Origin of the sequence: Acinetobacter portensis (assembly GCF_009372215.1) — a bacterium.
Taxonomy (GTDB): domain Bacteria; phylum Pseudomonadota; class Gammaproteobacteria; order Pseudomonadales; family Moraxellaceae; genus Acinetobacter; species Acinetobacter portensis.
The window spans coordinates 78,643-91,344 of record NZ_LWRV01000113.1 but is presented as its reverse complement, the minus strand read 5'-3'; the positions used below and the strand labels follow the sequence as shown (position 1 = coordinate 91,344).

Sequence of the window (12,702 nt, the reverse complement as noted above, 5' to 3'; positions counted from 1 at the left end):
GATTTATGACGGAAGTCTAATATTTATTCATCAATTTTTGATATTAAAGACCACAAATCAGCAATTGCTCTTTTTGATCAACTCTATAACAAACCTAAATATGATTTACTTGCACATTTATATGATTACAATAATTTCGCTACGTCTATTGTAAATATACCGTTGGAAAATAAAATTTTTTTTACTAAGATTATAACTATAAATAATCAAGAAATTGGAATTGCATCTTTAAATACTTCTTGGCTCACCAAAGGTGGAGGACAAGCTGATTATGGTCATTTATTCTTAACTGAAAGACAAATAGAAAGAGCATATGATGAAATTAAGCATAGTTCATTAAAAATTGCTGTATTTCACCATACTTTTGACTGGTTAAATCAAAATGAAAAACAATTAATTAAAAATAGATTGAGTGAAAAATTCAATATTGTTCTTTGCGGACATAATCATGAAAATACAGCAGAAACGCTAAGTGGTAACATCGGAGAGCTTTTTATAAGTAATACAGGTTGTCTATATCAAAGTAGAGATTACTTTAATGGCTATACAATTTTAAAGTTAGACAATAATAATGTTGAGGTATTAGCTAGAGAGTACTACCATAGTAGAAATACATTTGATCAAGCTACTAGATTTAACACTAATGGAAAGAAAAATTACCCACTCTCAATCTCTTCAAAAAATACTATACCAATTACAGATATTCTTTATAAAAGTATAACTCAAAGAGCAAACAATAAACTTCTCTCTTCAAATTCAGCTATTGCCCCTCGGGAAGTTCATAATATTTTCGTCGAACCACCATTAGCACAACTTGAGGAAAAAGAGTTTTACTTCAATAAAGAACATGTACAAAATAATAATTCTACTGAATATGTGAAATTAAATGATCTTAGAAACTCAACTGAAAATATTTTATTTCTAGGAAAACGCGAAAGTGGGAAAACTACATTATTAAACTATCTTATTGTCGAAAAATACAATGAAATATACTCACAAACAGCTTTAGGAATAGTAATAGATTTAAAAAATGCTAGAACAAAAGATAGTAATTTATCAATTAATTTATTACTTAATGAAGGTTTAAATTTTTTAGATAATGAATTAAATAAGCAGCAGCTCAAAGATTTATTATTAGCTGGTCGTATTTTAATTGGTTTTGATAATTTTGACACCAAATCAACAACCGATTTAAAATGTCTACGTAATTTTATGGAAAACTATCCACTTAGTAAGTATATAGCTGTTAGTTTAGAAGATGAATCCACTTTAAAAACAATTAAAGTGGATATTGATATTTTCCCCAAACAAGTATTCATTCACTCATTCAAAGCAAAACATACAGAATCATTAATCTGTAAATGGTTTTCAAGCGACACTCATACAAACTCATTAAAAATTAAAATAATTAAAAAGCTGATTACACAATTAAACGTACCATCAACGCCGTTTTTAATATCTATGCTGTTGTGGGTAGTTGAGAAACAAGGGACTCAACCCAATTTATACAATGAAGCCTCCGTTGTTCAAGTATTAATTGAGGGACTACTCGAAAAATTTCAGGAAAAAAAACATCGTGAGAACTTTGACTCCACTAACTTAAGTCATTTTTTAAAAGAGTTTTCACATGAATTGAATATACGAGAAACTATTGGGCTTGATGTAAATAGCTTTGAAAAATTCAAAACTCAATATCTAGATGAACGTAGCCTTCCTGTATCTACTAATTTACGCCAAGACTTAATTGAGAAAGGAATTCTCTTCAGTGATGGAGAAATAGTAACTTTTAAATTTGACTGTTTTAGAGCTTATTTTCTAGCTGAAAAATTTAATACAAATAATGAAATTTGGAAAGATATTATACAAAAAAATAAAGCTCACTTATATACCACCGAATTTGAATACTATTCAGGTATTTATAGAGACAAAGAAGAATTACTCAATGAATATTTATGTCTCGTGGAAAATACATTTAAAGAGTTAAATTTAAATATAGACCAAGAAGCTCTTGAAAATGACTCAAGTATACTTTTAGCAAGTAATATCTTTGGTGAAATTTCCGATCATGTAGAAAATAATGATTTTATTAATTCAGAAGAAGATTTAGAAGAGTTACCACATGCTGCATCTATAGATCAATCTGTTAGTCGTAACAAACAACAACCTAATATCCAATCACAAAAACTGAATGCTTTACTTATTTTAAGATCTTTTGCATCAATATTAAGAAATAGTGAATTAGTTGCAAATAAAAGTCTAAAAGAAATAAGTCTAGATGTACTATTTACTGAGTGGAACAATATTTTCTTGTATTTACTTGGAATGGTAAAACATGATTTCGAGACTTTATTCTCAAATGTATCTCAAAACAATAATAATGAACTTTCAGAGAAGGAGCATCTTAAAACTTTATTTAGCTTATTAATCACATTTATGTTCGCTCATTTAATTGTTGAAAGAGCATCATCTTCCAAGTTAAAACATTTATTTAGTCGTTATTTTGATTCTCAAAATGCAGGTCATCGAGCATTAGCCTTATTATGTTATATCGATATAGACACAGATGAAGCCATAAATCAAATTAAAAAATCTATTGGCTTTTTCAGAAAGAAAAATTTTTATCTTCAAGGGTTATTTATTTATCTTCTCCATAAATATATGGAAACAAATAATCAGAAAATCAAGAAGATTCTTGGGGAGTTAAGTGCAGCATTTTTAGATGTTCCAAACCATCAAAGACATCGTGCTGTCGAAGGTTTTATTAAAAAGTTTGAAAAAAACCAAGAGCAATTACAAACTGAATTTTAAACTAACTTTAAAAAAACCCACCTTTCGGTGGGTTTCTTTAAATCAATTCAGTCTATTACAGACGAACCAACTCAACAATCTTTTCAGCCAACTCTTCAACAGCATCTACTGTAAATGTTACATCTGTACCTTCAGCTACAGTCGTAATTACAGCAATACCCGTTTCACGTAAAAGCGCAACTTGAACAACATCTAAACCTGCTTTCGCAATAGCAACCACACCTTGTTGAAGCAACAAGTTTTCAAGTGCTTGCGCATTTTCCAATGCTTTCGCTGAAACAGTAATAGATGCAGGTTTTTGACCTAAACGAGCAGCACGAGCTTCCGCAGTTACAGGGTTCGTATGAGCAGTCCATTCAACAGACTCCTCCACCATACCCGCACCAATCGTCACGTTATTTAAACGATCAATAAAGATAAACGAACCTGTATAACGACTGTCTTGATAACGGTCAAATACAACAGGTGCATCAAACTCAACGGTTACATTGGCAATAGAGTTTAGCTCTAAGCTTTCAACTTGCGCTTTTTCAAGCGTATTCACGTTTGTACGGAAGTTAATCGCAGTCACTTTTGCAGGAACAGTTTGCGTACCCACTTTCAAGTTATACAACTTACCAATCACAAGTGGTTGATCTGCCATCCAAACCACAGTCGCATTCACAGAACGTGAAATAAATGGTTCAGCTTGATCTGCACGTACTAAAACATTACCACGTGAAATATCAATTTCATCGTTGAGCGTTAAAGTAACCGCTTGACCTGCAACAGCACGCTCAAGGTTGCCATCAAAAGTCACAATTTCTTTAACAGTTGATGATTTACCCGATGGTAAAGCCTTAACTATATCGCCAACATTAATATCACCCAAAGCAATCGTACCGCAGAAACCACGGAAGTCGAGGTTCGGACGGTTTACATATTGAACAGGGAAACGGAAATCTTGCTTCGCAGATGTACGATTAATTTCAACAGATTCCAAAGAACCCATTAACGTTTGACCTGTGTACCAAGGTGTATTTTCAGACTTGTTCACCACGTTATCGCCATTCAATGCAGAAATAGGCGTAAAGATGATGTTTGACGGTTTACGATCACCTAATTGCGCAACAAAACCTGCATATTCAGCTTGAATTTCATTGAAACGAGTTTCAGAGAATTCCACCAAATCCATTTTGTTAATCGCAACAATAATGTTCTTAATGCCTAACAAGCTTGCAATAAATGTATGACGACGTGTTTGCGTTTGAACACCGTAACGCGCATCAATTAAGATGATTGCAAGGTCACACGTAGATGCGCCTGTTGCCATGTTACGCGTATATTGTTCATGCCCTGGTGTGTCAGCAATAATAAACTTACGTTTTTCTGTAGAGAAATAACGGTAAGCCACATCAATGGTAATACCCTGTTCACGCTCAGCTTGTAAACCATCTACAAGTAAAGCCAAATCAGGCGCATCACCTGTTGTACCGACTTTTTTCGAGTCACGTGTTACCGCTTGCAATTGATCTTCATAAATCAATTTTGAATCGTAAAGCAAACGACCAATTAAAGTCGACTTACCATCATCTACGTTACCGCAAGTTAAAAAACGTAGAAGGTCTTTATTTTCGTGTTGTTTTAAATAACCCAAGATGTCTTGGCTAATTAAATCTGATTGATGAGACATTGCTCAAACTCCACATATTCTTTTGAAATCGGTTTTTTCTAATCTCCCTAAATCCCTCTTTACGAAAGAGGGACTTTTCACCCTTTTCATTTCAGGGATTTCTCCTCTCTTTCTCAAAGAGAGGTCGGGAGAGATTAAAAAATAAATTTAGAAGTAACCCTCTTGTTTCTTCTTCTCCATCGAGCCTGCTTCATCATGGTCAATCATACGACCTTGACGTTCAGAACTTGTTGCCAAAAGCATTTCCTGAATAATTTCAGGCAATGTATCGGCTTCAGACTCAACAGCACCCGTAAGTGGGTAACAACCCAATGTACGGAAACGTACCGATTTCATTTGTGGAACTTCGCCTTCTTTTAAAGGCATACGTTCATCATCAACCATAATTAACGTACCGCTACGTTCAACCACAGGACGTTCTGCAGCTAAATAGAGTGGTACTAATGGAATGCTTTCCAAGTAAATGTATTGCCAAATATCAAGCTCAGTCCAGTTTGATAATGGGAATACACGAATGCTTTCACCTTGGTTTACTTTACCGTTATAAAGATTCCAAAGTTCAGGACGTTGATTTTTAGGATCCCAACGATGTTTGTCATCACGGAATGAATACACACGTTCTTTTGCGCGTGATTTTTCTTCGTCACGACGCGCGCCACCAAAAGCTGCATCGAACTTATATTTATTCAAGGCTTGTTTTAAACCTTGAGTTTTCATGATGTCTGTATATTTAGAACTACCATGGTCAAATGGATTGATGCCCGCATCTTTCCCTTCTTTGTTTTGATGCACGATCAAATCAAAACCATGTTTTTTTGCCATGTTGTCGCGAAATGCGATCATGTCTTTAAATTTCCAACCTGTATCTACATGAAGTAGTGGAAATGGAAGTTTTGCAGGATAGAAGGCTTTGAGGGCTAAATGCAGCATGACTGCTGAATCTTTACCAATTGAATAGAGCATAACTGGGTTTTCAAACTCAGCAGCTACTTCACGGATAATATGAATACTCTCAGCTTCAAGCTGTTTTAGATGAGTAAGTCTTTCCTCATTTAACGACATGGACAACACCAGCTTAGAAAAACGTGTCCTTATGACACATATGAAATTTGATATTCATTATAGTGATTTAGTTATCTTTGCTATTGCTTGTTTTGTGATATTAATATGCAAAATCATCATATAAAGCTTTTTTGATATTGCTTATAAAATATAATTAATCAGGTATTTAAACTGACTGTCATTCATCTATTCAATTTCATTTTTAACCCAAAGCATCAAGTATGCTTTTCAAGTCGTTAATCTATAAAATTATAAACATTTAAACTTTAAACAATAAAAAACCCGCACTTGGCGGGTTTTTTATTATTCACATCTTATACGTTTTTATGACGCATATGAGGGAATAAAATCACATCACGAATACTTGGTGCATTCGCGAATAACATAACCAAACGGTCAATACCAATACCTTGACCTGCTGTAGGAGGTAAGCCGTATTCTAAAGCTTCAACGAAGTCTGCATCGTAATGCATTGCTTCATCATCGCCTGCATCTTTTTCATTTACTTGTGCTTGGAAACGTTCCGCTTGGTCAATTGGGTCATTCAATTCTGAGAAGCCATTTGCCAATTCACGACCACCAATGAAGAACTCAAAACGGTCTGTGATATGTGGATTATCATCATTACGACGTGCCAATGGAGAAGTTTCAGCAGGATATTCTGTAATGAAAGTAGGCTGACGAAGCTGCGTTTCAACTGTTTCTTCAAATACGATAGTTTGAAGTTTACCTAAACCAAAACCAGGCTTCACTTGCTCTTTTAATGTTTCTTTTACGAAATTCGCAAGGAATTCACGATCAGCTACATTTTCAGGAGTAAATTCTGGGTTATGTTCAAGAATGGCATCAAACATTGAAATTTTCTTGAATGGACCTTTGAAGCTATACACTTCTTCGCCATAAGGAACATCTGAAGAACCTAAAATGTCGATGGCTAATTTTTCAAGCATTTTTTCAGTGAGTTCCATCAAGTCTTTATAGTCTGCATAAGCTTGATAGAATTCAATCATCGTAAATTCTGGGTTGTGGCGCGTAGAAACACCTTCGTTACGGAAGTTACGGTTAATTTCGAATACACGTTCAAAACCACCAACAACCAAACGTTTTAAGTAAAGCTCAGGCGCAATACGTAAGAACAATGGCATATCTAAAGCATTATGATGCGTTTCAAATGGACGCGCAGATGCACCACCTGGAATCACATGCATCATTGGTGTTTCAACTTCCATGAAGCGTTCGTTGGTTAAATATGCACGAATACCTGAAACCACTTTTGCACGAATTTCAAAAGTTTTACGTGTTTCTTCATTTACGATTAAGTCGAGGTAACGTTTACGATACTTCACTTCTGTATCTGTTAAACCATGGAATTTATCTGGAAGTGGACGTAATGATTTAGTTAAAAGTTCGAAGTGTTCGATATGTACATAAAGATCGCCTTTACCTGAACGACCTACATAGCCTTTAACAGCAATAATATCGCCAAGGTCTAAGCCTTTAATTGTTTCCAATACTTCAGGTGCAAGTTCTTTACGTGCAACATATAACTGAATACGACCCGTCATGTCTTGAATTACGATGAATGAACCGCGGTTCAACATCACACGACCTGCGATAGATACATAAACCTTTTCACCTGCTTCAATATCTTCTTTAGATACTTCGGCAAACTGGTCTTGTAAATCTTGTGCGTAATGCTCACGTTTAAACGTATTTGGCCAAGGGCTAACACCCGTTTCTTTTGCTTGTTCTTGGATTTGCTTTAACTTGGCATGACGCTGTGCAATTAAATCGTTTTCGGAAATAGGTTGTTCAGAAGTCGATTGAGCGTTATTTTGCGTCATCTCTGCCTCGTAATTAGATAAGAAATAGAAGTGGCATAGCATAGCAGATTTACATCACAATGCGCAGGGGGAAATACTGTTCATTGATAAAAATCTGCCGTGTAGTACAAAATAATAATCCTTAAATTCTTCTTTATCATTTTATACAGACCCAAACCTATTCATTTTAAGTCAAAAAAATGGTTTAAAACCTAGACTAAAGGCTTAAAACCAGCCATAAAATAGACGAAAATCTAACATTTATAAGATCAATTTTTCATTAAGATAAAGGTTGACCATTTGTTGAAAAATCACGTTTTAACATTTTTATTTTCTTCGCTTTGTGAATAAAAAATAATGACGACTTGTATTTCAAAAATTTTGTTTTTCCATGGCTTGGACTCTTCAAGAGATTCAACAAAATTTCATGCGCTTGATGCTCAGCAAAAGTATTGTATTAACGTCGATTATCGTAATTTAAATTTTGAAACTGTTTCGCAGTTTTATCATGATATTGTTGAAAAAATTAAACCCAATATTATTGTCGGTCATAGCTTGGGTGGCTACTGGGCGTTACTGATGTCATTTCAACATCAAATTCCATGTGTCATTGCCAACCCTAGTTTAAGACCAAATTTCCGCGATGATTATCCCCCAATTACCGATGCAGACTTAAATCATGACATTCAGCAAATGGCATATTTAGAGTTGGGTGATGAAAATTTAGATATGCATGCGACCAAAGAGTTTTTGGAAAATTATATGCAAATCCAAAGTATCGCGGGTGGGCATCACCGCTTAGATCATCCTGAAAAAATGAATGATTTAATTGTAGAAATTGAGAAAACGTTTTAAAGCGGTTAAAAACACGAATCTAGAAAATAAAAAAGCCACAATCAATGTGGCTTTTTAGCAATCGAATAATCAATAAAACTTATGCTGCAACTGTTTCAGGTTTAGATTTATCATCTAAAACAGTCCAAATATCTAGACCTAAATCGGCATGCAAATCTGGTAAATCTAAGAAAATACTCGCACCTAAAACATTGTGGTGACATTTTTCAGCAAGTTGCTTAACTGCTTTTAAAGTACCACCAGTTGCAAGCACGTCATCTACAATAATCACTTTTTGGCTTTGAATTTCAGCAGACATTTCTAAACGATCTAAGCCATATTCTAAGCTATAACCCACGCCTACAACAGGAGGTGGCAATTTACCTGCTTTACGAACCAGAATTAGACCTTTGCCTGTACGTTGTGCAAGTAAGCTTGCCAATACAAAACCACGTGCCTCAACTGCAATAAAGCTTTCAACTTCTTCAAGTTTTTCAGCAGGAATACTCGCAATAAGAGCATCAGTCAAAAGACCAATGTTTTTCATAAATAATGGCGTAAGATCGAAGAAACAAATACCTGGTTTTGGAAAATCTTGAACCGTACGAATGTGTGACCACAAAGCTGTAGACTGATTACTCATGGGAGAAAATTTAATTGGGAAGGAATGGATGAATTTTACCGCTTATTTTCAATAAGAGCTAGCAAAAGGAGGCTAAAACGAATGCATAGCGAACACAAGTGAAATATTAAACAATTGTTTTAATTGGTTTATTTTTTATCTAAATATTAATTATAGATTCATCTAATTATAAAATACCTGATTCTTTCAAAAATTTCTGTTCAACTTAAGTCGTAATCAAGCATATTGTTTTATTTATAAACAAACTGACTCCTTAGGTTTTCAAACAATAGAAATGACATTTCGCCAAATAAACAAATTCACTCTGTATTTGTGTCAAGTTTTGTTCATTAATTACCTTCAGTTTTAAAAATGCGCAATTAAAGATGTATATCTACTTTACTTTAGATACATAACTGCGTAAAAATTTACGTATCTATATGAACGCTGATTGTCATATAAAATAGTATCTTGCCTTTATAAGGATTTTCACCGATCCCTTTTAGATCGGTATTGGAGAGTCAAATGAAAAAATATCAATGCATCGTATGTGGATGGATTTATGACGAAGCAGAAGGCTGTCCTCAAGATGGTATCGTAGCAGGTACTAAATGGGATGATATTCCAGATGATTGGACATGCCCTGACTGTGGCGTATCTAAAGCAGATTTTGAAATGATTGAAATCTAAGCATCAGTATTAAAGACCATACTCTGGTCTTTTTTATGCACTATTCCTTTTAACGTGGAGATTGTTATGCATCCTATCGTCATTATTGGTTCAGGTATGGCGGGTTATACCGTAGCACGTGAGTTCCGTAAACTTAATACAGAACAAGAACTTGTTATGATTTGTGCCGATGACGCAGTAAATTATGCAAAACCAACCCTTTCAAACGCATTAGTAGGCAAAAAAGCACCCGAGCAAATAGCTTTAGGCGATGCAGAAAAAATGAGTGCTCAGCTCAATATGCGCATTGAAAAAAATACGTGGGTGAAAAGCATAGATGCAGAAAATCACCTTTTAAGCATTGAAAAAGATGGTGTTGAATCATCTTTAACCTATGCCAAACTTATTTTAGCTGTAGGTGCAAATCCAATTCGTCTTGCCATTTCAGGCGATGCAAGTGATGATATTCATGTTGTTAACAACCTAAGCGACTACACTGCTTTTCGTAAGCAAATTGACCAAAATCACGATAAACGTGTGGTCATTTTAGGCGCTGGCTTAATTGGTTGTGAATTTGCCAATGACTTACAAAACACAGATCACAAAGTCACCGTCATTGATTTAGCAACGCAGCCACTTTGTCGCTTACTTCCTGCTCATGTTGCATCTGCATTCAAACAAGGTCTAGAAGATACAGGCGTTAAGTTTGTACTTGGCACAACTGTTGAAAAAATTTCTAAAGCAGAAAACAACAGCTATGTCGTTTCCTTAGCAAACGGACAATCTTTTGTTGCAGATGCGGTTCTTTCTGCAATTGGCTTACAACCCAATATAGCACTTGCTAAAACAGCAAATATTCAAACTGCGCGTGGTGTGATTACCAATAATCAACTTGAAACCAATCAAGCAGATATTTATGCCGTTGGTGACTGTGCAGAAGTAAATGGTACTTTACTGCCTTACGTTATGCCAATTATGCAACAAGCACGCGCACTTGCTAAAACCCTCAATGGTGCAAATACAGCAGTTCACTACCCTGCAATGCCTGTTGCGGTAAAAACACCTGCTGCACCACTGACTGTTTTAGCTGTTCCAAATGACCTTGAGGTCACATGGCAAACTGAAGAATTAGATGATGGTATGATTGCAAAAGCTTTCGATTCATCTGACACTTTACGTGGCTTTGTATTATTAGGTGCAACTGCAGCGAAACAACGTTTAACTTTAACTAAACTTGTTCCTGACTTGATTCCTGCATCTGTTTAAGGTTTAAATGACAAGGATGCCTAAAAACATCCTTGTTGTAGGAAAATAAAAATGAATAGTGCCCTAAAATATCAGGACTCCCCTTACACCTCTTTTATGTCTGAAACTAAAGTTCAGTTAACAAACGGCATAGAGCTGCATGTAGAATTAGGCGGAAAAAAGGAAGATCCTGCCATTTTGCTTATTATGGGCTTAGGTGCACAATTACTTTTTTGGCCTGATTTTTTTTGTAAGTCGCTTATTGATCAAGGCTTTCGTGTAATACGTTATGATAATCGTGATATTGGGCTATCAAGTAAAATTCGAAATAAAGGTCCAAAACTAAATACCATAAAAATGATGGGTCGTTTTTCCCTAGGTTTACAAAATCAAGGTGCACCTTATAGTTTATATGATATGGCTGAAGATGCAGCTTTACTTATTGATGAACTTGGTATTGAAAAAGCGCATGTGATTGGTGCTTCGATGGGCGGTATGATTGCGCAAATTCTTGCATCAAATTACCCTGAAAAAGTGCAAAGCCTTGGCTTACTCTTTACCAGTAATAATAAACCTTTTTTACCTTTGCCTTATCCAAAACAACTGTTAAGTTTAATTGGTAAGCCAGAGTCATCTGATGAAAATGGTATTATTAATCATAGTATCCATTTGTTAAAAACGATTGGATCACCAGGTTTCGTGAACCAACTAGAAGCAATGCAGACCGCGAAAAAGCTTTATCATCGGAGTTACTACCCAACGGGTATACTTCAACAGTTTTTAGCAATATTATGTACAGGATCATTGCTACAATTAAATAAGCAAATTCAAAAGCCAACCCTTGTGGTTCATGGCTCTTGTGATCGTTTATTACCTCCTGGACATGGTAAGGCTGTTGCAAAAGCAATACCGGGCGCTAAGTTTGAATTAATTGAAGGAATGGGGCATGATGTCCCTCCGCACTTTATTCCATATCTTAGCGGATTATTTGTACATCACTTTAAATCGAAAAATTAGGACACTATGGCTGCACTACCATCCCTAAGACAGCTGTCATATCTAGTTACGCTGTCTGAAACGCTGCACTTCACAGAAGCCGCGCGCCGTTCATTTGTGACCCAATCGACTTTGTCGGGCGGCATCATGGAGTTGGAACGATTATTGGGTGGCGTACTCGTTGAACGTGATCGCCAAAACGTACGTTTAACCCCTTTGGGTGAACAAGTCGTTGCACGAGCCCGTGTTCTATTGGCTGATGCGCAAGACCTTATGCGTTTAAGCCGTGAAATGAGTGAACCACTGACAGGTGATTTGCATCTTGGCGTTATTCCAACAATTGCTCCATTTATTTTGGCGCAATTATTAGATGAAATGCATAAGCAACTCCCTAAAATTCAACTTCATTTCCACGAAGCACAAAGTGAAAAAATTGTTGAAAAATTAGAGTATGGCAACCTAGACATGGTTGTTCTTGCGCTACCATTCGACACTCGAAGCTTAAAAGTTGCTGAAATTGCACGTGAAAATTTATGCTTGGTTTATCATAAATCAGACCAAAATGCGGCAAATGCGAAATCTTTAGATCAGCTCGATCTTTCTCGTTTAATGTTGCTTGAAGAAGGTCATTGCTTACGTGATCATGCTTTAAGTGCCTGCCCTATTGGCGAGCGTAAAAATGATCATCGCTTAAAAGCAAGTTCATTGCCTACGCTTGTTGAAATGATTTCGGCAAATCTTGGCTTTACATTACTTCCTGAAATTGCAATTCATACCAATATGGTAAAAGCAAATCCAGATTTAGTCGTGAAGCAAATTGATGCTGCTCCAAGCCGTACCTTGGCATTAGTGACACGTAAGAGTACACCGCTTCAAAGTGAATTTGATGTGCTCCTACAAATTTTGCAGAAAATTACGCAAAACTTAAACTAAGCGATTTAGTTTAAGTTCAAACATAAAAAAGGAGTCAA

10 protein-coding genes are annotated in these 12,702 nt (G+C 35.6%); 6 read left to right on the top strand and 4 right to left on the bottom strand.

Features of this window, described 5'->3' with window-relative positions; all coding sequences use genetic code 11:
- The first annotated feature begins 162 nt into the window (after window positions 1-162).
- Window positions 163-2,808: an STAND family AAA ATPase gene (locus A6M14_RS13810; RefSeq protein WP_152875821.1), complete on the top strand. Its 2,646-nt coding sequence runs from the start codon at window positions 163-165 to the stop codon at window positions 2,806-2,808.
- 55 nt (window positions 2,809-2,863) lie between these two features.
- Here A6M14_RS13810 and cysN read toward each other — a convergent pair whose 3' ends face one another.
- From cysN to lysS, 3 genes are all read right to left on the bottom strand, one after another.
- Window positions 2,864-4,480 (bottom strand): sulfate adenylyltransferase subunit CysN, encoded by a 1,617-nt coding sequence (gene cysN, locus A6M14_RS13805; protein ID WP_152875820.1) that lies wholly within the window; start codon window positions 4,478-4,480, stop codon window positions 2,864-2,866.
- A 147-nt stretch (window positions 4,481-4,627) separates the two neighbouring features.
- Complete coding sequence (gene cysD / locus A6M14_RS13800) at window positions 4,628-5,542, bottom strand: sulfate adenylyltransferase subunit CysD (protein ID WP_152875819.1); 915 nt, start codon at window positions 5,540-5,542, stop codon at window positions 4,628-4,630.
- A gap of 314 nt (window positions 5,543-5,856) precedes the next feature.
- Window positions 5,857-7,386 (bottom strand): lysine--tRNA ligase, encoded by a 1,530-nt coding sequence (lysS, locus tag A6M14_RS13795; protein ID WP_152875818.1) that lies wholly within the window; start codon window positions 7,384-7,386, stop codon window positions 5,857-5,859.
- Between the two features lie 336 nt (window positions 7,387-7,722).
- Between lysS and A6M14_RS13790 the strand changes: the two genes are divergently transcribed.
- Window positions 7,723-8,220: a YqiA/YcfP family alpha/beta fold hydrolase gene (locus tag A6M14_RS13790; RefSeq protein ID WP_152875817.1), complete on the top strand. Its 498-nt coding sequence runs from the start codon at window positions 7,723-7,725 to the stop codon at window positions 8,218-8,220.
- Between the two features lie 79 nt (window positions 8,221-8,299).
- Here A6M14_RS13790 and A6M14_RS13785 read toward each other — a convergent pair whose 3' ends face one another.
- A complete protein-coding gene (locus tag A6M14_RS13785; protein ID WP_152875816.1) occupies window positions 8,300-8,842 on the bottom strand; it encodes an adenine phosphoribosyltransferase in 543 nt (180 codons plus the stop codon).
- 504 nt (window positions 8,843-9,346) lie between these two features.
- Between A6M14_RS13785 and rubA the strand changes: the two genes are divergently transcribed.
- From rubA to oxyR, 4 genes are all read left to right on the top strand, one after another.
- Entirely contained in the window at window positions 9,347-9,511 is a 165-nt protein-coding gene (gene rubA, locus A6M14_RS13780; RefSeq protein WP_152875815.1) for a rubredoxin RubA, read from the top strand.
- 66 nt (window positions 9,512-9,577) lie between these two features.
- Entirely contained in the window at window positions 9,578-10,756 is a 1,179-nt protein-coding gene (locus tag A6M14_RS13775) for an NAD(P)/FAD-dependent oxidoreductase (protein WP_152875814.1), read from the top strand.
- A gap of 51 nt (window positions 10,757-10,807) precedes the next feature.
- The gene (locus A6M14_RS13770) at window positions 10,808-11,752 is read left to right on the top strand and encodes an alpha/beta fold hydrolase (protein ID WP_152875813.1); all 945 of its coding nucleotides are present in this window, start codon (window positions 10,808-10,810) and stop codon (window positions 11,750-11,752) included.
- Between the two features lie 6 nt (window positions 11,753-11,758).
- Window positions 11,759-12,664 (top strand): LysR family transcriptional regulator OxyR, encoded by a 906-nt coding sequence (oxyR, locus tag A6M14_RS13765; RefSeq protein WP_152875812.1) that lies wholly within the window; start codon window positions 11,759-11,761, stop codon window positions 12,662-12,664.
- The last annotated feature ends 38 nt before the right edge of the window (window positions 12,665-12,702 follow it).

Coding starts and splice junctions, on each gene's coding strand:
- A6M14_RS13775 (WP_152875814.1), top strand. CDS start 9,578: ATGCATCCTATCGTCATTATTGGTTCAGGTATGGCGGGTTATACCGTA.
- cysD (WP_152875819.1), bottom strand. CDS start 5,542: ATGTCGTTAAATGAGGAAAGACTTACTCATCTAAAACAGCTTGAAGCT.
- cysN (WP_152875820.1), bottom strand. CDS start 4,480: ATGTCTCATCAATCAGATTTAATTAGCCAAGACATCTTGGGTTATTTA.
- oxyR (WP_152875812.1), top strand. CDS start 11,759: ATGGCTGCACTACCATCCCTAAGACAGCTGTCATATCTAGTTACGCTG.
- lysS (WP_152875818.1), bottom strand. CDS start 7,386: ATGACGCAAAATAACGCTCAATCGACTTCTGAACAACCTATTTCCGAA.
- A6M14_RS13790 (WP_152875817.1), top strand. CDS start 7,723: ATGACGACTTGTATTTCAAAAATTTTGTTTTTCCATGGCTTGGACTCT.
- rubA (WP_152875815.1), top strand. CDS start 9,347: ATGAAAAAATATCAATGCATCGTATGTGGATGGATTTATGACGAAGCA.
- A6M14_RS13770 (WP_152875813.1), top strand. CDS start 10,808: ATGAATAGTGCCCTAAAATATCAGGACTCCCCTTACACCTCTTTTATG.
- A6M14_RS13785 (WP_152875816.1), bottom strand. CDS start 8,842: ATGAGTAATCAGTCTACAGCTTTGTGGTCACACATTCGTACGGTTCAA.